Origin of the sequence: Aquimarina rubra, from assembly GCF_042684305.1 — a bacterium.
In the GTDB taxonomy this organism is placed as follows: Bacteria; Bacteroidota; Bacteroidia; order Flavobacteriales; family Flavobacteriaceae; genus Aquimarina; species Aquimarina rubra.
In genome coordinates this window covers 100,570-123,564 of the sequence record NZ_JBHULE010000019.1, presented here as the reverse complement: position 1 = coordinate 123,564, position 22,995 = coordinate 100,570, and the positions used below count along the sequence as shown (strand labels likewise).

22 protein-coding genes are annotated in these 22,995 nt (G+C 34.2%); 18 read left to right on the top strand and 4 right to left on the bottom strand.

The window, feature by feature from the left end; genetic code table 11:
- Nucleotides 1-60: 60 nt before the first annotated feature.
- From paaD to ACFSR1_RS08930, 18 genes are all read left to right on the top strand, one after another.
- The gene (paaD, locus tag ACFSR1_RS09015; protein ID WP_378291706.1) at nucleotides 61-564 is read left to right on the top strand and encodes a 1,2-phenylacetyl-CoA epoxidase subunit PaaD; all 504 of its coding nucleotides are present in this window, start codon (nucleotides 61-63) and stop codon (nucleotides 562-564) included.
- A 1-nt stretch (nucleotide 565) separates the two neighbouring features.
- Nucleotides 566-943 (top strand): VOC family protein, encoded by a 378-nt coding sequence (locus ACFSR1_RS09010; RefSeq protein WP_378291704.1) that lies wholly within the window; start codon nucleotides 566-568, stop codon nucleotides 941-943.
- A gap of 52 nt (nucleotides 944-995) precedes the next feature.
- Nucleotides 996-1,775 (top strand): enoyl-CoA hydratase-related protein, encoded by a 780-nt coding sequence (locus ACFSR1_RS09005; RefSeq protein ID WP_378291703.1) that lies wholly within the window; start codon nucleotides 996-998, stop codon nucleotides 1,773-1,775.
- A 59-nt stretch (nucleotides 1,776-1,834) separates the two neighbouring features.
- The gene (locus tag ACFSR1_RS09000) at nucleotides 1,835-3,031 is read left to right on the top strand and encodes a 3-hydroxyacyl-CoA dehydrogenase NAD-binding domain-containing protein (RefSeq protein WP_378291701.1); all 1,197 of its coding nucleotides are present in this window, start codon (nucleotides 1,835-1,837) and stop codon (nucleotides 3,029-3,031) included.
- A gap of 43 nt (nucleotides 3,032-3,074) precedes the next feature.
- Complete coding sequence (locus ACFSR1_RS08995) at nucleotides 3,075-3,458, top strand: four helix bundle protein (protein ID WP_378291699.1); 384 nt, start codon at nucleotides 3,075-3,077, stop codon at nucleotides 3,456-3,458.
- Between the two features lie 6 nt (nucleotides 3,459-3,464).
- On the top strand, nucleotides 3,465-3,884 hold the full coding sequence (locus tag ACFSR1_RS08990) for a PaaI family thioesterase (protein WP_378291697.1): 420 nt from the start codon (nucleotides 3,465-3,467) through the stop codon (nucleotides 3,882-3,884).
- 33 nt (nucleotides 3,885-3,917) lie between these two features.
- Nucleotides 3,918-4,466: a hypothetical protein gene (locus ACFSR1_RS08985; protein WP_378291695.1), complete on the top strand. Its 549-nt coding sequence runs from the start codon at nucleotides 3,918-3,920 to the stop codon at nucleotides 4,464-4,466.
- A gap of 56 nt (nucleotides 4,467-4,522) precedes the next feature.
- A complete protein-coding gene (locus ACFSR1_RS08980) occupies nucleotides 4,523-4,891 on the top strand; it encodes a four helix bundle protein (protein ID WP_378291693.1) in 369 nt (122 codons plus the stop codon).
- Nucleotides 4,892-4,959: 68 nt separating this feature from the next.
- Nucleotides 4,960-6,171, top strand: a complete 1,212-nt coding sequence (locus ACFSR1_RS08975) for a 3-oxoadipyl-CoA thiolase (RefSeq protein ID WP_378291691.1) — start codon at nucleotides 4,960-4,962, stop codon at nucleotides 6,169-6,171.
- 2 nt (nucleotides 6,172-6,173) lie between these two features.
- Nucleotides 6,174-7,220: a hypothetical protein gene (locus ACFSR1_RS08970; RefSeq protein ID WP_378291689.1), complete on the top strand. Its 1,047-nt coding sequence runs from the start codon at nucleotides 6,174-6,176 to the stop codon at nucleotides 7,218-7,220.
- A 13-nt stretch (nucleotides 7,221-7,233) separates the two neighbouring features.
- Nucleotides 7,234-8,025, top strand: coding sequence for a hypothetical protein (locus ACFSR1_RS08965; protein WP_378291687.1), 792 nt, complete (start codon nucleotides 7,234-7,236; stop codon nucleotides 8,023-8,025).
- Nucleotides 8,026-8,041: 16 nt separating this feature from the next.
- The gene (paaZ, locus tag ACFSR1_RS08960) at nucleotides 8,042-10,534 is read left to right on the top strand and encodes a phenylacetic acid degradation bifunctional protein PaaZ (RefSeq protein WP_378291685.1); all 2,493 of its coding nucleotides are present in this window, start codon (nucleotides 8,042-8,044) and stop codon (nucleotides 10,532-10,534) included.
- A 17-nt stretch (nucleotides 10,535-10,551) separates the two neighbouring features.
- On the top strand, nucleotides 10,552-11,304 hold the full coding sequence (locus ACFSR1_RS08955; RefSeq protein WP_378291683.1) for an enoyl-CoA hydratase/isomerase family protein: 753 nt from the start codon (nucleotides 10,552-10,554) through the stop codon (nucleotides 11,302-11,304).
- Between the two features lie 292 nt (nucleotides 11,305-11,596).
- Nucleotides 11,597-12,193, top strand: a complete 597-nt coding sequence (locus ACFSR1_RS08950) for an acyltransferase (protein WP_378291681.1) — start codon at nucleotides 11,597-11,599, stop codon at nucleotides 12,191-12,193.
- A gap of 16 nt (nucleotides 12,194-12,209) precedes the next feature.
- A complete protein-coding gene (locus ACFSR1_RS08945) occupies nucleotides 12,210-12,629 on the top strand; it encodes a lysozyme inhibitor LprI family protein (RefSeq protein WP_378291679.1) in 420 nt (139 codons plus the stop codon).
- Nucleotides 12,630-12,759: 130 nt separating this feature from the next.
- Complete coding sequence (locus tag ACFSR1_RS08940) at nucleotides 12,760-14,079, top strand: dihydrolipoamide acetyltransferase family protein (protein ID WP_378291677.1); 1,320 nt, start codon at nucleotides 12,760-12,762, stop codon at nucleotides 14,077-14,079.
- A 126-nt stretch (nucleotides 14,080-14,205) separates the two neighbouring features.
- The gene (locus ACFSR1_RS08935) at nucleotides 14,206-15,279 is read left to right on the top strand and encodes a branched-chain amino acid aminotransferase (RefSeq protein WP_378291676.1); all 1,074 of its coding nucleotides are present in this window, start codon (nucleotides 14,206-14,208) and stop codon (nucleotides 15,277-15,279) included.
- Between the two features lie 76 nt (nucleotides 15,280-15,355).
- Nucleotides 15,356-17,446 (top strand): alpha-ketoacid dehydrogenase subunit alpha/beta, encoded by a 2,091-nt coding sequence (locus tag ACFSR1_RS08930; RefSeq protein ID WP_378291674.1) that lies wholly within the window; start codon nucleotides 15,356-15,358, stop codon nucleotides 17,444-17,446.
- Nucleotides 17,447-17,554: 108 nt separating this feature from the next.
- Here the strand turns inward: ACFSR1_RS08930 and ACFSR1_RS08925 are convergent, their stop codons facing one another.
- The 4 genes from ACFSR1_RS08925 to ACFSR1_RS08910 form a co-directional block, all read right to left on the bottom strand.
- Entirely contained in the window at nucleotides 17,555-17,983 is a 429-nt protein-coding gene (locus ACFSR1_RS08925) for a GNAT family N-acetyltransferase (RefSeq protein ID WP_378291672.1), read from the bottom strand.
- 117 nt (nucleotides 17,984-18,100) lie between these two features.
- Nucleotides 18,101-19,519 carry a hypothetical protein gene (locus ACFSR1_RS08920; protein ID WP_378291670.1) on the bottom strand — a complete coding sequence of 473 codons (1,419 nt, stop codon included), beginning with the start codon at nucleotides 19,517-19,519 and terminating at the stop codon, nucleotides 18,101-18,103.
- A 321-nt stretch (nucleotides 19,520-19,840) separates the two neighbouring features.
- The gene (locus ACFSR1_RS08915; protein WP_378291668.1) at nucleotides 19,841-21,568 is read right to left on the bottom strand and encodes a tetratricopeptide repeat protein; all 1,728 of its coding nucleotides are present in this window, start codon (nucleotides 21,566-21,568) and stop codon (nucleotides 19,841-19,843) included.
- 133 nt (nucleotides 21,569-21,701) lie between these two features.
- A complete protein-coding gene (locus tag ACFSR1_RS08910) occupies nucleotides 21,702-22,310 on the bottom strand; it encodes a Crp/Fnr family transcriptional regulator (protein ID WP_378291666.1) in 609 nt (202 codons plus the stop codon).
- Nucleotides 22,311-22,995: the final 685 nt, after the last annotated feature.

Sequence of the window (22,995 nt, the reverse complement as noted above, 5' to 3'; positions counted from 1 at the left end):
TCCTATTAGTATCCTGTATCTGTTGAAAAATCATTTAAGGATTCATATTAAAAGTACAAAATGACAATTGAACTAGAACAACATATTGATCCTAAGTTATACTCAATTCTCGAGAAAGTTAGTGATCCCGAAATCCCGGTATTATCTATTATGGATATGGGAGTTGTAAGATCTGCTCAAATGGTAAATGATGTTGCTGAGATTACAATAACACCAACATATAGTGGGTGTCCCGCAATGGATGTGATTGGTGACGACATTGTCAAAGCTTTTAAGCAAGAAAATATCAAAGCGAAGGTATCTCTCGTACTATCTCCGGCCTGGACAACAGATTGGATCACACCAAGAGGTAGAAAAGCACTAGAAGAATATGGAATAGCTGCACCTTTAGAGGAAGAAGCAGATAAAGAAGCGTTATTAGGGAATAAGAAGATCGTAAAATGTCCTCAATGCCAATCTACTAATACCAAAATGATAAGCCAATTCGGTTCTACAGCTTGCAAAGCTTTATTTCAATGTGAAGATTGTCTGGAACCTTTTGATTACTTCAAATGTCTTAAATAACATGCTAGGACTAAGAACCACTATATATAAAGTCAGTGATTTAGAAAAAGCCAAAGAATGGTATGCAAAGGCTTTTGATACAAAACAATATTTTGATGAACCATTTTATGTTGGTTTCAATATCTGTGGATATGAACTTGGACTTTTACCAGAAGATGGTATTCTAAAAGATAAAGCAGATAGTGTGCTTTCCTATTGGGGAGTAGATGATATTCATAAAACCTATCAAAAACTTATTGAATTAGGAGCTAAAGAACACGAAAAGCCTACTAATGTGGGAGGTGAACTGATGGTAGCTTCGGTAAAAGATCCTTGGAATAATATTATTGGAATTATTTACAATCCACATTTTAAAATAGAAAAAACTTTAACAGATTAAAAAATAACCTAAAAACTTTCTTCTTATTGGGAGAGCGTTGAGGTGAGGGCCTATGAACTCAATAGAATTAAAAATAGAAAACGGAATTGCCAAAGTAACCTTAAATCGTCCGGAAACTTTTAATAGTTTCAATAGAGAAATGGCACTAAGATTACAGGATACTTTAGATGTTTGCGAAACTAACGATGAGGTTAGGGCAATAATTCTTACAGGTAATGGTAAAGCGTTTTGTGCCGGTCAGGATCTTAAAGAAGTTACTTCTCCTGAATTAAACCCCGGTTTTAGAAAAATACTAGAGGAACATTATAATCCAATTGTAAAAAGAATACGAAGCATTGAGAAACCAATAATAGCAGCAGTTAATGGTGTGGCAGCAGGAGCCGGAGCAAATATTGCTTTAGCTTGTGATATAGTTGTAGCAGTAGAAGCAGCAAGTTTTATACAAGCATTTAGTAAAATCGGATTGATTCCTGATAGTGCGGGGACTTTTTTTCTGCCAAGATTAATTGGTTTTCAAAAAGCTTCAGCTTTAATGATGTTAGGAGATAAGATAAGTGCAAAAGAAGCAGAAGGATTAGGAATGTTATACAAAGTATTTCCTATCGAAATGTTTGAAGAAGAAGTACTGAAGTTGGCTTCAAAAGTTGCTCAAATGCCAACAAAAGCGTTAGGGTTGACAAAGAGGTTACTAAACCAATCTATGGTCAATAATTTAGATCAACAGTTGGTAATGGAATCTGATTTGCAGATAGAAGCAGCAGAAAGTGAGGATTACGCTGAAGGTGTTAATGCTTTTATAGAAAAAAGAAAACCAGTTTTTAAAGGAAAGTAAAATACGATTCAAAAAATATCAACACAAAAATTGTTAATCGTAATTCTTAAATCAAAAATATGATCATAGGCGTAATAGGATCCGGGACAATGGGCAGCGGTATTGCACAAGTAGCAGCCACTGCTGGTTGTAAGGTAAAAGTTTTTGATACAAAACAAGAGGCTCTTGATAGAAGCAAAAAATCTCTGGATAAAATTCTTTCTCGTTTAATAGAAAAAGAAAGAATAGATGAGGTAGAAAAAAATCGAATTCAAACCAATATCTCCTACGTAAGTACACTAAAAGACCTAAGCGAGACCAATCTTACGATTGAGGCGATCATTGAAAATTTAGAAATAAAAAAGAAAGTATTTTCAGAATTAGAAAGCTATGTTTCTGAAGACACTATTATAGCATCGAATACATCGTCATTATCTATTGCTTCAATCGCATCTTCTTTAAAAAAACCGGAACGTTGTATCGGAATTCATTTCTTTAATCCAGCTCCATTGATGAAGTTAGTAGAAATTATACCTGCCGTACAAACATCTGATCAAGTAAAAAATAAAACTGTTGATATAATAAAAGATTGGAAAAAGGTGGTGGCAATTGCTAAAGATACACCAGGCTTTATAGTGAATCGTGTTGCAAGACCCTTTTATGGAGAATCACTCCGCATATATGAAGAAGGATTAGCAGACTTAGCTACCATCGATTCTAGTCTGAAGGAATTAGGAGGGTTTAGAATGGGGCCTTTTGAGCTGATGGATTTCATAGGTAATGATGTGAATTATACAGTAACCGAAACAGTTTTTGAAGCGTTTTATTACGACCCTAGATATAAACCCTCATTTACTCAAAAAAGATTATCTGAAGCAGGATACCTGGGAAGAAAATCAGGTAAAGGATATTATAATTACAATGAACAAGGTAAAATAATATCTCAGAATATAGAAAGTCCTGTTGTTCCCAATGGAGTTGACAAATTATCTAAAGAAGAGCTTTCTCAATATATCTTTAATCGTGTGTTGGTGATGTTAATTAACGAAGCAGCAGATGCTTTATTCTGGAATATTGCTTCTGCAGAGGATATTGATAATGCAATGACCAAAGGGGTTAATTATCCTAAAGGTTTGCTGTCTTGGGCGGATAAAAAAGGAATCGATTGGTGTGTTAATAAATTAGATAAGCTATACAACGAATATAGAGAAGACCGATATCGCTGCAGTCCATTACTAAGAAGAATGGAGCAGGAAAACAAAAAGTTTTTCTTGTAGGGATAAGGTTTGAGAATTGAGGAATGAGAAACAATAGTTAAATATGGATTCTAAATATAATTTTAAATTCGAGAATTTAACAGTTTATAACAAGGCAATGGAGTTTGGAGAAATTGTGAATACATTGACGAAAAAGTTTCCAAAAGAGGAACGATTTGAGTTAAGTTCTCAGTTTAGAAGAGCAGCAGATTCTATAGCTCTCAATATAGCTGAAGGATCTGGAGGAACGGACTCTCAGTTTTATAATTATTTGGGAAATGCTTGGCATAGCGTTCATGAATGTGTTTTCTGCAGTTCTAAAGCTAGAATGAGAAGGTACGTAACTTTAGAAGAAGATGAAGAAAACAGAAGAATACTTACAGAGCTTTCAAAAATGATAACAACATTACGAAATAGAATTTCAGACAGAATAAAAAGTAAGAAATAGTAAAACATGACAAACCTCACGCCTACTCCCTCAAACCTCATACCGGTCAAGATGCTTAGCCAAGACCCTTTTAGTCAATGGTTGGGTATTGAAGTTTTAGAAGTGGAAAAAGGAAGATGCAAGGTAGGAATGACTGTCCGGAAAGAGATGCTCAATAGTATGGGGAAAGCTCACGGAGGAATTTCATATAGCTTAGCAGACACAGCTTTTGGTTTTTCTGCAAATACCCACGGTAAATACGCAGTTTCCATAGAAACGTCTATTAATCATATCGAAGCATTAGAAGAAGGAGATTATTTAATTGCAGAAGCGGTGACCGATATAGCAAAAACTAAGATTGGTTTTAATATCGTTGAGGTTAAAAGAGGAGAACAGATCGTAGCCCTTTTTAAAGGAGTTGTATACAGAACCAATAAAGACTGGTAATAATTTTTTAATATAACTAACTAACACAAACCAATGAGAACTTTTTTAGTAGCAATAATGTTTTTATCAATTATTTCCTGTGGAAAGGATACAAAATCGAAAAAAGAAACATTAAAAGGAACAAATCCTATTGTCACAGAAACCAAAGAAGAAATTGCTGATAAAGAGGAAAACGCTATGGGAGATCTTTTTGGAGATCAAATAGCGATGGAAATAGATGAAACCGTGTTTGTTATAGATAATGGTACAAACCGTGCCAATGAAGATATGTCTGCAGGTATTATGAAAATGCTGGCGCCTCAACCTTATGATACCTTCAAACAAAGAATGATGGAAGAACCTGGAGAACAAAACGGAGTAACTTCTTTGGGAATTATAGAAGTTGAATTGGATGGTAAAAAGGTACTTGTCCAGAAATCGATGACACTGGATGAAACGGGTGAGAAAATGATCATGATGATGCACGCACTGCCCGCTGGAGAAAAAACGATCATGATATCTTCTTATTTTATGGAAAAAGAAGAGTCTAAATACTTACCCTTGATAGAAAAATCTGTGGTGACAGCAAAACTGAAAAAATAAAGAATATTGAATAGGGAATAACGAATGAAGAAGTTTTAAAAAGAAAACTATGAATAATGATGAAGAGTAAATATGATTTAGAAGATCGTTTGATTCGTTTTTCCGTTGATATTATCGTAGTGTGCCGAGAATTGGAAGGAGATTATGCTTCACAACATTTGTCTAAGCAATTAATCCGATCAGTGACATCAGCAGCTTTAAATTATGGAGAAGCACAAAGTGCTGAATCTCCACGTGATTTTTTGCATAAAATGAAATTATGCTTAAAAGAACTAAGGGAATCCTTGGTCAATTTAAAAATTCAAAAAGGTGTAAATTTAATTGGAGATTTAGACGGGCTAGAGAATCTTTTGAAAGAAAATAATGAACTAATTGCGATTTTCGTTTCTAGCATTCGAACTTCACAAAATAAAAACAAAACATAATTTTTAAGGATGCTGAATTATAGAAATATTTCAATATTCAGTATTCAAAATTTGATATTCGATATTTAATGGAAGCATATATAATAGATGGAGTTCGAACTCCCATAGGAAGTTATAAGGGAACATTATCTGCTGTTAGAACTGATGATTTGGGAGCTTTGGTTATCAAAGATTTGGTAGAAAAGAATCCAAACATTCCTAAAGAAGACTATGATGATGTCATTATGGGATGCGCTAATCAGGCAGGAGAAGATAATCGAAATGTGGCTAGAATGTGCTCTTTATTAGCTGGACTTCCATTCACCGTACCAGGAGAAACTGTAAATCGTTTATGTAGTTCAGGGCTCTCTGCGATCATACACGCGAATAGGGCAATAAAAGCAGGAGACGGTGACCTTTTTATTTCTGGAGGAGTAGAAAACATGACACGTGGACCCTATGTCATAGCAAAACCATCTTCAGCGTTTGGTAACGACTCTAAAATGTATGACTCTAGTTTTGGATGGCGATTCGTAAACAAAAAGATGCACGAATTGTATGGTACAGATGGAATGGGAAATACTGCTGAGAATTTAGTAGAAAAATATAATATATCACGAGAAGACCAGGATGCTTTTGCATATTGGAGTCAGATGAAAGCAACCAAAGCACAAGAATCCGGACGGTTGGCAAAAGAAATAACTACTGTAGAAATTCCACAAAGAAAAAAAAATCCAATTCAGTTTTCTAAGGACGAATTCATCAAACCAACCACTACCAAAGAGGTATTGGGTAAATTACGACCTGCCTTTAAAAAAGATGGAAGCGTAACTGCAGGAAATTCATCTGGACTCAACGATGGTGCTGCTGCTACTATTATTGCTTCAGAGGATGCAGTAAAAAAATATAATTTAAAACCTCTTGCACGGATCGTAAGTTCTGCAGTAGTAGGGGTAGAACCTAGAATTATGGGGATAGGCCCTGTTCAGGCTTCTAATAAAGCTTTACAAAAAGCAGGAATTACAATAGATGATATTGACGTGATTGAACTAAATGAAGCTTTTGCTTCACAAGCGCTAGCGTGTATCAGAGAATGGGGATTAAAAGATGATGATCCCCGTATCAATCCTAACGGAGGATCTATAGCTATAGGACACCCTCTTGGAGTTACGGGAACCAGAATTGCATACTCCGCAGCTCTGGAATTACAAGAACAAAACAAAAGATACGCATTAATCACCATGTGTGTAGGTGTAGGACAAGGATATGCCGCTGTTATTGAAAATGCTAAAATGAAATAATTATGGGCATCCCTTTTATAGTCTTTGTCTTTACCTTAATTATTGCTGTTGTTATTTTTAACTCCAGCAAAAACCCCAATGCAAAACCAATACGCAATGCTCTTTTAGTCATTCTAATGGTACTTGGGACATACATAGTAACTGCAATTACTTGGGATCTATATGAAGATTATTTAGAGGAGGAGGTTTTTACAGAACAAGATGCGAATAAACAAATATTGGCTAACAAACAAAAATTAGAGATTTTTAGAAAAGAAAGTACAGAAAAACAATTATACATAGATATTAAAAATCATTATGAATATCTAAAGAATACTAGTGAATATATTTTACAGCAACATACAACCAAATCCGAATTATTTGAGAGTTATACCTTTAGGAATGAAATAGAAGAAGAAGCGTATGATGATGGTATGGATTATGATTCTGAGTATTTTTTCAATACTTCAGTAGAAAAATTATCAGATGGAATACCACCGCCAATTCCGTTTTGGGTAATTCTTCAAAATATCTACACATATTCAGACTTAGAGATAGAAGAGGATATTTTATACGATGATTATGATTTGGCAGAGTTCAAACGTAACTTTTTTAAACCAGAAAGCGTTTCTGTAGATACCTTCATTAAAGAGAAAGTAGCAACCAAACACTTGATGGAGTACCTGTCTCAAGATATTCGTTCTGTTGACTTTATTGATAATTTTTGGAAATCTCATAAAAATAGAATAATGAAATTTATGCCTTCCATAGAGATGAAATATGGTGAAACACCTGAGCAACGAATAAAAGATTTATTGAAAATATTTAATCAAGGTGTTCTTAAAACTCCTTATAAGTCTCTATTCAAAGAATATAACTATGATGACAAAGAATTAGTTGATGAGATAAAACCAATATTAGAGGATATTAACCTTAGCGAAATAGACACAGTTAAGTATTATTATGTTAATGAAATGGAACGTAAAATAGAATTGTATGGTTTTTGGGATCGAAGATATACAGAAGGAAATTTAGAGGTAGTATTAAAAATTTTAAATGAGATTCAATAAAAGTATTTAAACCGTGAAAAAGACATATTGGATTTTCGGAATAATTAATACGGTCCTAATTGGCTTAGGAGTTTATTTTTATTACCAGGTTCATCTGGTAGAGAAAGGCGCATCAAGAAAGACAATGGATGAACTGTATGAACATAGTTTAGCTCTGCAGGAAGCAAAAGATAATGAGAACAATTATTCTGAAACCGTAATTCATTATTTCACAGATACAGAAGATTGGGATGTATATAAAGCATTGGAAATTGAAAAAAGAGATTTACGAAGATATAGCGATACATCTGCTCCTCAACTTTTGGTAAATTTATTTAAGTCAGAAGGAGAAATGACTTTTTATAAAAGCATTTTAGGTTATGAGTTGTTCCACCGTAGAGCTGAAATTGATACAAGTAATTTTTCGTTGCACAGTTTTGTAAGTAATTTTATTTATCGGGACTTGAATACTCCTGAGGGAATTATGATATCGGTTATAAAAAATCAGATGGATACTTTAAGAAATCCTATTCACCTTAGAAATACTTTTGAAAAGTATAAAGGAGAGTTTTTTAATTATATTCCAAAAAGTTTTTATCAAAAAGTGTTTGAAAAACAAGTTGCAGAATTATTAAAGTCCTATGATTTTGTCGATAAAATAGAAGATCAAGAATCATATTTTGAAGAGTTGTTTTTAAAGGCTAATGAGACGCAAACACATTTTGAGGTATGGGACAAAACCTTTTGGTATCGAAGAACATTAGAAAATAATAAAGAAGAGGTATTTCAAATTTTATCAGAGATTGAAACGTATTATCAGCAATAAAGATTAATTAAAAAACATGAAGCTACAATCATACATAACCGGAAAATGGGCTGAAGGTTCTGGTGAAGGAATCGTAATGAACGATGCCGTTACTGGAGAAGTTATAGGCACATCTACTACCGAAGGCTTGGATATTCCAGAAGTTTTACAATACGGAAGAACGAAAGGTGGTGAGGTGTTACGAAAGATGACTTTTCAGGAGAGAGGAAATATGCTTAAATCTTTAGCACTATATCTTACTAAAAGAAAAGAACAGTTCTATGAGTTAAGTTATAGGACAGGAGCTACTCGAGTTGACAGTTGGATTGATATAGAAGGTGGTTTTGGCAATCTTTTTGCCAATGCGTCTTTACGTAAGCTATTTCCTAATCAATCCTATCACGTAGAAGGAGATCCTATTGATTTGTCAAGAGGAGGAAGATTTATGGCACATCACATATTAGTACCAAAGCGAGGTGTAGCGGTTCATATCAATGCCTTTAATTTTCCGATTTGGGGAATGCTGGAAAAATGTGCTGTAAACTGGATGGCAGGAATGCCGGCAGTGGTTTTACCAGCACCACAAACTGCATATCTTACCGAAGCTGTGGTGAGAGTAATTGTGGATTCAGGGATTTTACCAGAAGGATCATTGCAGCTTTTAAGCGGAATGACTAAGAATATCTTAGATACAGTAGGATCACAAGATGTAGTAACATTTACAGGTTCGGCACATACAGGAAGAATATTAAAAGCACATCCAAGATTGATAGAAGAATCTGTTCCGTTTACGATGGAAGCAGATTCATTAAATGCTTGTATTCTAGGAGAAGATGGAGTGCCGGGAACTCCGGAGTTCGACTTATTCGTGAAGGAAGTTAGAAAAGAAATGACCGTGAAAACAGGTCAAAAATGTACAGCGATTCGTAGAATCATAGTACCATCAAAACTTGTGGAAGATGTACAGATTGCTTTAGGCAAACAATTAGATAAAGTAACTATTGGTGACCCTAGATTGAAGGAAGTAAGAATGGGAGCTTTGGCAAGTAAACAACAAGTAGAAAGTTTTAAAAATAATGTTTCCGAAATTGCTAAAACAGCTCAGATTGTGTATGGCGATCTAGATAAAATAGAAACTGTTGGTGCAGATGCGCAAAAAGGAGCTTTTGTTAGTCCAATTTTGATGAGACAAGATAATCCTTTCCAAAATACTAATGTTCATGAAATAGAAGCTTTTGGACCGGTATCTACTATTATTCCATATGATACATTGGATGATGCCATTACGTTAGCCCAAATGGGGAAAGGATCTTTGGTGTCTTCTATTTTTACATACGACGACCAAATTGCAAAAGAATATGTAGTTGGAGCAGCTTCTCATCATGGACGTATTTTAGTAGGAAATAGAGAAAATGCAAAACAAAGTACAGGTCATGGTTCTCCATTGCCAATGCTTACACACGGAGGGCCAGGAAGAGCAGGTGGCGGAGAAGAAATGGGAGGAATGCGTGGCATCAAACATTATATGCAACGATGCGCCGTGCAAGGAACACCAACTACTTTAACTGAAGTGACCGGAATCTATCAGGCGAATTCAAAATATAAAGAATCAGATAAACATCCATTTGCATATCATTGGGAAGATATCCAACCAGGAATGTCTCTTAAAACTCATAAGAGAACAGTAACAGATACAGATATTATCAATTTTGGTAACCTGACTTGGGATCATTTTTATGCCCATACCGATATCACCTCTTTAGAAGGAAGTATTTTCGAAAAACGTACTGCTCACGGATATTTTATTCTAGCCGCAGCAGCAGGATTGTTTGTGTATCCTAATAAGGGACCAGTGACAGCCAATTATGGATTAGAAGAATGTAGATTCTTACGCCCTATTTATCATAATGATACTGTCTATGTGAGATTAACGTGTAAACAAAAAATAGATCGAGATCATCGTGGCAAAGAATTACCTAGCGGAATTGTAAAATGGTTTGTAGAGGTATTTGACCAAGAAGATGAATTAGCAGCAATCGCTACAATTTTGACAATGGTACAAAAGAAATCACCATTTGTACAAGTAAATCGATCAAATATTGAAGGATATTTAGCAAAGCTAACAGGAGACACCAAACCTAAATGGGGAATGATGACTGCACAGCATATGGTGGAGCACTTAGAAAAAACAATTAGAATTGGTGGCGGAGAAATTCAGGATTTTGAGATTGCTACGCCAGAACAGTATTTAGAGAAGGTACAAGAGATGATCTATAATCATAAACCAATGCCCCAAGGACATAATCATCCTTTAATGAAAGAAGGAGTATTAGAAGAGTTGGTTCATGACAATTTAGCTACGGCCAAGATGAAATTATTGGAAGCAATGGATGAATTTGAAACGTATTTCAAAGAAAATCCAGAAGGGGTAACAAAAAATGTAGTGTTTGGAGAGATGAATAAGTTCGAATGGGATTTATTAAACGTAAAGCATTTGAATCATCACCTTGAACAATTTGGATTATTGTAAAATTTAAGAATAAAGAATTGACAGCACCTTACGTAAACATAGAAATAGAAAACGGAGTAGGAACTATAGAGTTTTTCCATCCAGCCCATAACTCGCTACCAGGTGATATTCTGGCAAAGTTAGCTCAGACTATAACAGATGCTGGGAGTAATGACGAAATTAAAGTTATTGTGCTAAAAAGTGGAGGAGATAGAACGTTTTGCGCAGGAGCCAGTTTTAAAGAATTGATCAATATAAATGACGCCCAAACGGGTAAAATATTTTTCTCGGGATTTGCTAATGTGATTAACGCAATGCGTAAATGTCCAAAATTTATTATTGGTCGCGTGCAAGGTAAAACAGTTGGTGGAGGAGTTGGAGTTGCATCAGCAACAGATTATTGCATGGCGACAAAATTTGCTGCTATTAAATTAAGCGAATTGAATGTAGGTATAGGGCCTTTCGTTGTAGGACCTGCTGTAGAAAGAAAAATAGGGCTATCAGCAATGACACAAATAGCGATCGATGCTAATTCGTTTTATGATGCAGAATGGGCAAGAGATAAAGGATTGTTTACCAAAGTTTTTGAAGATAGCGAGACGTTAGATACAGAGGTAAAAGCATTTGCAGAACACTTATGTACCTATAACCCTGAAGCAATGCGAGATATGAAGAAAGCTTTTTGGGAAGGAACGGAACACTGGGACACGCTTTTGGCAGATAGAGCCGTAATAAGTGGAAGATTAGTTTTAAGTGATTTTACAAAAGAAACCTTGAAAAGATTTAAATAAGAGGTAAGATAGAGAAGATGAGAGTGAAGATTAATGGCTTGAAATATATAAAGTGTCCTAAGAAAGTTCAGCGTAAAAAATGAAGTGAACTAAGCAGAAAATTAAATTCGCAAAATGTTAGAATTGATAAATTATTTCAAAATATAATTGATCAATGGGAGGCACAAACTAGCAGTAAGGCTTCATTTAATTTAGCGTAGAGAGCGATATTTTTAGCTGAGGTTTCTTAAGACTAGACTTTTTTGTTTCTTTTTTGGGCAATGCAAAAAAGAAAAGAATAAAAAAACAAAACATGATTTACAGTTTCAAAGGATACATACCAGTAGTACACGAAAGCAGTTTCGTACATCCGTTAGCCGCAGTAACGGGTAATGTTATTATTGGTAAGAATTGTTATATCGGTCCTGGAGCTGCCATACGAGGAGATTGGGGTGAAATTATTCTTGAAGACGGAGTGAACGTACAAGAAAACTGTACCGTACATATGTTCCCTGGTAAATCTATTGTACTTAAGGAAAGTGCTCACGTAGGCCACGGTGCTGTTATTCATGGAGCTAATTTGGGACGTAATTGTCTTGTAGGAATGAATACGGTTATTATGGATGATGCAGAGATTGGAGATGAGTGTATCGTTGGCGCTATGTCTTTTGTAAAAGCAAATGCCGTTTTTCCAAAAAGAAGTTTGATTGTTGGCAATCCGGCAAAAGTTATTAAAGAGGTAAGTGAAGAGATGATTAACTGGAAAACGAAAGGAACAAAGTTATACCAACAATTACCAGCGGATTGCTTTGAGTCGCTAGAAGAAGTAGAACCATTAAGAGAGATGCCAAAAGATAGGCCAACGCAAGAGGCGTTTTATAAAACACTAGAGGAGTTTAAAAATAAATAATTTAGAGAAAAAATTAATGTCTGGAGATTATCAAAGATATTTTGAATTTATCTGTTTTACTGTGATTACTATAGTAATTAATGTGAATGGTTATTCGCAGACGCAAACCGATATGAATAAACAGGCGTATCAGGATTTCCTTGAAGTTGATGCAAAATTAAATGCTGCCTATCAAAGGATATTAAGTGATTATAGAGAAGATTCATTATTCATTTCTAATCTTAAAAAAACTCAGCGGTTATGGACACAATTTAGGGATTCAGAGTTAGCTATGAAATATCCTGATCGTGGGACGTTGTATTATGGAACGAGTCATTCGATGTGTATTTCAAATTATTTAATAGAGCTGACAGAAAAAAGAATTGAGACATTAGTGCCTTGGGTTAAAGGTGTTGAAGAAGGAGATATGTGCAGTGGATCGATAAGGACGTACTGACCTTTAGTAACATTCTCTTTAAAAAATTAAAAAAGGAAAAGATAATAACTAACAAACATTAGTTCGTTGAAAACAGTAGGATTATAATTATAAAAGTTAAACCGTAATTCTGAATTCATAATTATAAAAAATGTCAAGAGTAGAATTAAAAATGCCCAAAATGGGCGAAAGTATATCCGAAGCAACCATTCTTAGTTGGTTAAAGAATGTAGGTGATACTGTAGAAGAAGATGAAACTATTTTGGAAGTTGCTACAGACAAAGTAGATTCTGAAATACCTTCTCCTTGTAATGGAACAATTACAGAGTTACTTTTTCAACCTAATGAAGTGGTTGAAGTAGGTCAGGTAATAGCAATTATTAGCGCAGAATTAGGAGCTATATCCAATGTAGATAAATCCGAGAAATCACAAAATCTTTCGTCTGATGAACAAAAACGTGATCAAGCTTCTCTCCCTTTGGGAGAGATGTCCGCCAAAAGCGGACAGAGAGGGCAATTTAAGTCAGAGCTTTCCTCGGTAAACGATGTTTTCTTGTCTCCGCTAGTGATCAGTATAGCTCAAAAAGAAAACTTGACCATAGAAGAAGTTCAAAGTATTGCTGGTACCGGAGATGGTGGTCGTATTCGTAAGAGTGATGTGATGCTGTATCTTAAAAACAGAAAGTATCCATTACCTAGCAGACCACAAGCTATTGCTCCAAAACCATCATATAATGCACCTCCAATTTCTTATATAGAAGGAAAAGATCGTATTGTAGAAATGGATCGTATGAGAACCATGATTGCAGATCATATGGTGTATTCTAAACATACATCACCTCATGTAACAAGTTATATAGAAGTAGATGTAACAAACTTAGTCAATTGGAGAAGTAAAGTAAAACATGAGTTTTTAGAAAAACATGGTGAGAAATTAACCTTTACTCCAATTTTTGTAGAAGCTGTAGCCAAAGCAATTCAGGAATATCCAATGATCAATGTTTCTGTTGATGGCAAAAAAATTATAGTTCATAAAGACATCAATGTTGGTATGGCCACAGCATTACCTAGTGGAAACTTAATTGTTCCTGTAGTTAGAAATGCTGATGAAAAGAACTTATTAGGTCTAGCCAAAAATGTAAATCAATTGGCAAACAGTGCAAGAAATAATGCTTTGAAACCTGATGAGATTGGAGGAAGCACCTTTACAATTTCTAATGTGGGAACGTTTGGTAGTTTAATGGGAACACCCATCATCAATCAACCGGAAGTTGCTATTCTGGCTTTGGGGATTATTAAGAAAAGACCGGAAGTAATCAAAACAGACAAAGGCGACGAAATTGCAATCAGAAGTATGATGTATTTATCCTTGTCATTTGATCATCGGGTGGTAGATGGATTTTTAGGAGGTTCGTTTTTACGTAAAGTAGGAGATGAACTAGAAGCTTTTGATATAAATAGAGAAATATAATAAATGCGCAAGGGATAGTAGTGACATCCTTTTCTGGCACTTCGAGCGGAGTCGAGAAGTAAGACAGAAAAGATATAGCGGATAGCCCGACCCGCCTCAGGTGGGATGCGCCCAAAATAAATCAAAATGGAACAACAAATCAAAATTACCAGAACCTCAAACTCAAAACTAAAGGATATCGATTTTGATAATATTCCTTTGGGAACAACTTTTACAGATCATATGTTCATCTGTGAATATAAAAATGGAACCTGGAACAATCCTAGAATTGAACCATTGGAGCTGATCCCAACACATCCTGCAGCAATGGCACTTCATTATGGTCAAGCAATTTTTGAAGGAATGAAAGCGACTGTCGGAAAAGAGAATACTCCATTACTTTTTCGTCCTGAAGAGAATGCAAAGCGGTTTAACCATAGTGCGGCTAGATTAGGAATGCCTTCAGTTCCTACTGACCTTTTTGTAGAAGCGGTAAAGCAAATCGTTGGAGTAGAACATAGTTGGATTCCCCCAAAAGATGGAAGTGCATTATATCTAAGACCTTTTATGTATGCAGATGAACCGTTTATAGGTATGAGAGCAGCTACCAGCTATAAATTCATTATAATTTGTTCTCCGGCAGGTCCATTTTTTACTAAGAAAATTCGATTGTACGCAGAAACTGAATACATAAGAGCAGCAGATGGAGGAACCGGTGAAGCAAAAGCTGCAGGAAATTACGCAGCAGCCATACTTCCTACTGAAAAGGCAAAAGAAAAAGGATATGATCAGGTATTATGGTTAGATGCTAATGAACATAAATATATTCAGGAAGTTGGTACGATGAATATATTTTTCAAAATAGACGGTAAATTCATAACACCATCAACAGATGGTTCTATTCTGAAAGGAATTACAAGAGATAGTGTCATTTCTTTATTAAAAGATAAAGGTTTTGAGGTAGAAGAGCGTCCGATCACTATTGATGAGTTAATTGCATATGCCGGAAAAGGAAAGTTAGAAGAAGCTTTCGGTACGGGAACAGCAGTTGCTATTGCTATGATAGAAGCAATTGGTTATAAAGATGAAGTAATTACATTGTCTGATGATAATCCTGTAAGTCAGGATGTAAAAAATACATTGGATGGGATCAAGACTCAAAAAGTAGACGATAAATTTGATTGGATCATACCTGTTTCTATAGAAGAGAAAGTAGAATAAATACTAATTACGAATTAAGTATTCAGAATTGCGAGTAATCGTAACTCATAAATCGTACATCAAAAATTAAAGAGAGATGTTAGCTGAAAAAACAATAGCAAAAGAAGTTCTGAAAAAGGCGTTTAGTACGTTATGTACTGCTAAAAGTATGACAGAACTATATGAAGAAAATTTTAAGACGGTTTCAAAATATGTTCATGCAACATCCAGAGGGCATGAAGCTATTCAGATTGCTGTAGCTATGCAATTATTACCTCAGGATTACGCCTTTCCGTATTATAGAGATGATTCTATGTTGTTAGGGATCGGAATGAAACCTTATGACTTAATGTTGCAATTGTTGGCGAAAAAGAATGATCCTTTTTCTGGAGGAAGAACCTATTATTCGCATCCGAGTCTTAGAGATGATGACAAACCAAAAATTCCACACCAATCATCTGCCACAGGTATGCAGGCAATTCCTGCTACAGGAGTTGCATTGGGAATGCAGTATAAAGAACTGGTTGGGATCGATCATAAGGATTCCCATAAGAGTGAGATAAATAAACAGCCTATGGCTGCACCTCTCGTCGTATGTTCGCTGGGTGATGCATCGGTTACCGAAGGAGAGATTGCAGAAGCATTTCAGATGGCCGCTTTAAAGCAGTTGCCGATATTGTATTTGGTGCAGGATAATGGTTGGGATATTTCTGCGAATGAAGCTGAAACCAGAGCGCAAAGCGCCTATGAGTATGCAGCAGGATTCCATGGATTAGATGCCATCACCATTGATGGAGCCAATTTTACAGAAAGTTATGTAGCAGTACAAGAAGCCATTCGAATTATAAGAGAAGAAAGAAGACCCATTTTAGTTCATGCAAAAGTACCATTATTAAACCATCATACATCGGGAGTACGAATGGAATGGTATCGTGATGATCTGGAAGAAGCTCGATCAAGAGATCCATATCCGGTATTAAGAAACCAGCTATTAGAAGTCGGTTTTACTGAAGATGAGGTAAATGCTATAGAAGCTGAAGCAAAAGAAATAGTTGCGAGAGATCTTCAGGAAGCAATGAAAGCAGAAGATCCTAAACCGGAAGATTTGTTTACAAACGATTTTGCTCCAACACCAATTACAGAGGAAACTGGCCAACGATCTCCAGCGGATAAGGAAGAAGTGGTAATGGTAGATTGTGCACTTTTTGCTGTAGAAGAATTAATGCGAAAGCATAAAGAATGTTTGTTATATGGTCAGGACGTAGGAGGACGATTAGGAGGAGTGTTTAGAGAAGCTGCTACATTGGCACAAAAATTTGGTGATGAACGTGTTTTTAATACACCAATACAAGAAGCATTTATTGTTGGATCTACGGTAGGGATGTCTGCTGTTGGTTTAAAACCCATTGTAGAAGTACAATTTGCAGATTATATATGGCCAGGACTAAATCAATTGTTTACAGAGGTAAGTAGATCCTGTTATTTATCCAATGGTAAATGGCCAGTATCTATGATATTAAGAGTACCTATTGGAGCATATGGTAGTGGTGGACCTTATCATTCATCTTCAGTAGAATCTGTTGTTACAAATATAAGAGGGATCAAAATTGCATATCCAAGTAATGGAGCTGATCTCAAAGGATTAATGAAAGCTGCATATTATGATCCTAATCCTGTAGTAATTTTAGAACATAAAGGATTGTATTGGTCTAAGGTAAAAGGAACTGATGCCGCTAGAACCATCGAACCTGCAGAAGATTATATATTACCTTTTGGTAAAGCCAATATAATACAACAGATATGGCCACAGGAAGAAAAGGAAACAATGACTTTGGTAACATACGGAATGGGAGTACATTGGGCATTGAATGCAACAAAAGATCTGAAAGATGTTGTAGAGATTATAGATTTACGCACCCTATACCCATTAGATGAGGGCACTGTTATGGAATCTGTAAAAAAGACAAAGAAGTGTTTAGTAGTAACAGAGGAACCAACTAATAATTCTTTTGCCCGATCTTTATCAGGAAAAATTCAGGAAGAATGTTTCCGTTATCTAGATGCACCGGTAATGACTATTGGTTCCGAGAATATGCCTGCGATTCCGCTGAATAGCGTATTAGAACAAACCATGATTCCTTCTACAGGAAAAGTAAGAGTTAAAATTGAGGAGTTACTCAGGTATTAGAAGCCTGGTAAAATCAAGGTTTTTTTAAGAGTCATAAAATTAATTTTTATTGATTCCTGACTTTTGTTTTAAGTTCGGTATTTCTTAATGTAGTTTAGGGTGTAATCTTTAGTTCAATTTCAGGGTGTAAATTCGACTATCTTTTACTTTAAAACCTAACTGGGTATAAAGTTGAATTGCAGCGGTTCGATGGTCTTCTGTAAAAAGAAGTATTTCTGAAAGATTTTTTTGTTTAGCCGCTTCAAGTAGTTTGGTTATTAGTTTTCTGCCGATTCCCTTACCTCTAGAATCAGCTTGTACTACTACGTCTTCGATCCATCCCTTTTTACCCGAAATAACTTTATAAGTACCCATCAAGGCTATCCCTTCAATTTTAGTATTCTCAGAGCAATAAGCAAGTGTTATCTGATTTTTTTCTTCTAATATTTCACCTAGAGCTACTTGATTTTTATCACCACCTAATTGACGAAACAATTTGGATATCTGCTCTTGAATAAGAGGATTTAGATCGTGCTTGGTTAAAATGTCTATTCTCATTTTTAGTTTTTTAAATAAAAATTAAACGTCAAATTGATTTCTGAATATAATCAATTTGACGTTTAGGCGGAATTCGAGAACTCTAATTAAAAAGTTTACAATGTTGATATGATGTTACTACGATTGCTCAAACTTAATTTGAAGTGAACCATCGGTTGTAATGTAGCTTTGTTTATTTACTAAGTCAATCTCGTATTTTCCCTGACTCAAGTTAATGGTTCTTATTTCAGAACTACCTTCTTCTGCAGAGGCAACTACTGAACCTTGCTCATCGTAAATAGTGATGTCGGCATTAGTTGTATTTACAGAAATAGTAGCAATCGCTGACGAAGCAATTTCAAAATTTATTCCAAGTCTGTTATCAGGTTCGCAATCCTGAATACTAAATTCATAAGATTCATCTAGCGTAGTGGAAAGGACGCCAAGATTCATATCCGTATCACGAGCACCTCTTATGGAAATGGAAAGATCTCCTGCTAATTCTGTTGCATCTCTATTGATAATTTCTAAAGTCATGGTACCAGAAGATAGCATTTCTCCGCGAGTAATTTCAGAACTCACAGGATCACTTGTAATAAAATTATCTTCCGAGGCAAGGATATTATCTTCGTTGTCTTTTAGGATCAGTGTTACATTTTGATCTGATTTAATGATATAACTTCTTTGTAAATCAACACTAAAGGTATAGGTGATTTTATTGTCCGGTTCATTTTCTCTAAAAGAGTAATCAAAAGAGTTTTTATAAGGGATATTGAGTTCTCCTAATTCAAAAATTTGGGGATCAATAGTGGGATTTCCAAACATTATGCTTATAGATCCATTGATTGTAATATAATCTTGTTTGTTCACCAAATCGATCGTATATTTTCCAGCACTTAATGATGTCCCGGAAACTTCTGATTCGTCTAAAGATTCTGCTACCACTGTACCTTGTTCATTATATATTGCAATAAACACTTCTGTATTGGTGGAAATCGTATAAGTTGTAGATTCTACGATTTCAAAAGTAATCCCAAGTCTATTATCGGGTTCACAATCTTGTATACCAAAATCAAAAGATTCGTCTAGCGGTGTAGAAAGCACACCCAGATCCATATCTGTGTCACGAACATCTCTTATAGAAATGGAAAGGTTTCCTGTAAGTGGTGTAGCATTGTTATGGACAAGTTCCAAAGTCATAATACCAGAAGATGGTAATTCTCCAGGTGTGATCTGTGAACTAGAAGGATCGCTTGTGATGAAATTTTCTCCCGATGCTAGAACAGCACCTTGATCATCTCTCAAGATTAATGTTATATTTTGATCTGATTTGATAATATAACTTCTTTGCAAATCTACACTAAAAGTATAGGTTATTTTATTATCCGGTTCATTTTCTCTAAATGTGTAGGCAAAGGCATTTTTGTAAGGGATGTTTAATTCTCCTAATTCGATTAGTTGTGGTTCTAAAGCAACCGGAGGATTATCATCATCATTGCAACAAGAGCTGATAAAAATAGAAGTAAATAAAAATAAAATGTGTGAAATCTTTTTCATTAAAATTTGATTTAAATATTAGTAATTGTTTCTGTTTGGTAAGCTCATTTTTAAAACTGACTGACATTTGAGCTTGATTAAAAAATTATGTTTCTTTCTAAATTGAAAAAGGTTTTTTTTGGTTTTTGTTTTCGGGGAGCAAATCTAAGATTTAAAAACCCTTTTTTTCCTTGTTAAGCTCCCTACATTATCTCTACAGCTTTTTATTTCTGATCATAAAAAACCTCTACAATTTTGTTTTTTTTATTCTGATTTTCAGTCTTTTATGATTGAATCTTATCTACAGTAATGCTTTCATATAATTAATGAGTTCTTTGTAGTTTATGCGACATCGGTACAAGCGTGGGTATTTGATAAAGAATCAAAAAAGTCTTGTAATTTTTTATCGGAGGATAGATTTAGTTTTTTTCTTAATCTGTATCGTGCCATATCTACAGAACTTGGCGAAATATTAGATAAAATAGAGATGTCTTTTGAAGAATATCCTAATCTGAGCATAAGAGCAAGTTCTTTTTCTTTTGAGGAAAGGTTCGGAAATTTTGAATTCAAGTCAAATAAAAAGGTTTTGTGTAACTCCGTAATGTTCCCATAGAATTCTTTTCTAGACTTTTCTAGGTTCATCGTTTGTTTCACAAATGAATCAAGTTCTTTAATTTTTTTGATATTTTCCTCTTTTTCGAGTTTGGAGGTGGTGAGTTTGATTTTTTTGCTAATCTGGGTTAAAAGTTCGTGGTTTTTGATGATTTCTAAGGCCGAATTTAGTAACTCATTATTTTTAAAAACCAGCTCTTTTTTCTTGCTATTTAACTCATATTTTAATTTTAATTTTTCTGAAGTAGAATCCTGTAGCTTGTTTTTAAGATTTTTCTGGATCAATACGTGTTTTTCTTTCGTAATCTTAATTCGTTTTTTTTGTAACCAATAGAGTGTTCCTAAAACTATACAAACTACAAAAAGTGATAATCCAAAGATCAGGTACCACATTTTTTTTTCTTGTTGCTCATGTTTTATTTGTACTAGATTATTATCGTATTCGTGGTTTAATTCCAGTTGAGCAATTTGTTTTTTGGTTTGTTGATCAGAGATGCTATCGTTTACTTGAGCATATTTTTTAAACAACTCTAAGGATTTTTTATAGTCTTTTTTGAAGGAATAAATTTCACTTAGCTTTTCTAGTGAAAGCTTTACAAAATCAGAGATACCTCTTTCTTTGGAAAGCTCAAGAGACTTTTGCAGATAACTAATCGCATTTTCGTAGTTTCGAGTATCCATATAGTACAAACCGAATAGGTAATAAAACTCTGCCTTGTCCAGAAAATCATGAAGAGAGCTTTCGAGCGATTTTATATACGTAAGTTTGTCATATGCTTGTCCATATTGTTCTTTTTTTAGGTCTATATGTATAAGGTTTATATTACTATTAATTATATAGCTAGTGTCTTTGTAGTAGGATATTGCTTTATGTAAATAATCTGATGCCTCTTCATATTTATCTCTTTTGAATAACATATATCCAAGGTTGTTATAAATGTTTCCAATTCCACTAGAATCGTTGAGCATTTTATAATAAGGGAGTGATTTTTCGTAATAGGTTTTGGATTTATCAATTTCTTCTATTTTCGAATAATTCATTCCTATATAATTGTATATAGAAGCGTAAGAACGTTTTGATTGTACTTCTTCGTTTAATTTGATCGCCAAGAAAAGTTCTTCCTGAGATAGGTCGTGCCGGCTCATATAATAAAGTATAATTCCCTTTAATTGATGACCGGCCATTTTTCCATAAGCATCATCAATTCTTTCGGCCAACTGGATGGATTGATTAATGTATTTCATTCCTTTTTTAAGATCATAATCAAAAATATTCCTGCTTAAATGGTATAATTCATCAATTTTAGTCGTGTCATTTTTGGAAATAGCAAATTTATTGAGCAAGCTATCTTCCATTTTTAAAATTGCTTCAGGTATATCTTGCGCAGAGCAAAAAACAGTTTGAACAAGACATAAGAAAAGCGTTAGTCTATAGAAGGTTGAAAACAATGTATTCATATTTTTATTAAGTAAATATTCATTCAAAAAATCGTGAGCATTTGCGTATACGAATTGTTTATGATAACTGGGATTAAAGAAGTTAACGTAAGGCGTAGAATGTTTCAGCCTTTTTTAAATCATAGATATGAATCTAGCTCTTTAATTCTTTTCTTATTCTGCTTAACTGAGTTGAAGTAATATTTAGAAAAGATGCTATATGATAGAGAGCAATCCTATTTTCAATGTCAGGATACTGCTGTAACAAATGAAGATATCGTTCAGTAGCATTTTTTGTGGCGTAGAGAAATTCTTTTTCTTCTTTCTTTATAACCCAATTAACTTCTAAATATTTAAGATATAAATCTTTTAAATCAGGAAAAGTTTCAGTTAGCTTTCTGAATTTTTTAAAATTAATTCCAATTAGCGTAGTTTTCTCTATAGATTGGATGGAAATATTACTTTTCGTTTCTTGTATCAAACAAGAGGTGGCAGCAGGAAAGTCATTTTCAAATAGTAAATTCTTAGTATACACCTTACCATTTGCGTCTGTATAGTATAAGATCACAGAACCTTGATAAATAAAAAAGATATTTTTAGGGATTTGTCCTACTTCAATAATGAATTGATCTTTTTCTATAGAATAGAATTTCAGCAATTTTTCTAATTGCGTCCAGGATTCTGGCGAAATTTTACTTAAACCATTCATAACGTTTTGTAAACGTAAACTTAGGGCTACCGTATTCTCTTTTATTTCCTCCATTGATATTATCAAATCTAGTTAATACTATAACTAAGTAGAATTCTTTGATTATAATAAATGTTTCATTGATTTGAGGTCGGCAAAAGTATTAAATGATTGTGTTATAAAAAATTACATATGTTGATTTCTTTAGACATTCATATTTACATGAGTATGTAAGAATAATACTACTTATCTGTTTTTATTTGATATTAAAATATGTTAAAAAGCATATTTTTTAAGATAAAATACACAAAAAGTTTGGTAGAATGAAAAATAGCTGTATCTTTACACCAGAGTTAATGAGTTAGCGTTTTCATCCTCCCCAAGATGAAAACATTTATAAAAAGTGAGTTTTAATTTTAGAATAAGCCCCTAAATTAAGATGATTTGTGTGAAGAAAAAGAGCGTGGAGACGCTCTTTTTTGTTTTCTACTACTTTCTGTCAATAATTCCTTCCAGCTTTTTTGTTTAAAATTCATTTTCTGGTTTTCTACCTTTTAGATAATTGAGAATCTAATAAAGTTTTTCATTTTTATGGGGTACACCATTTATTTCTTTTAAAAAAACGGGAAGCTTGGATTTGCTGAAACAAAAATAAAGTAGGATTAATACTACATAATGGTCTTTAAATATTTTTAAAGACGTTAAAATGCATGTTTTTTAAGATAAAAAGCATAAAAAGTTTGGTGGAATGAAAAATAGA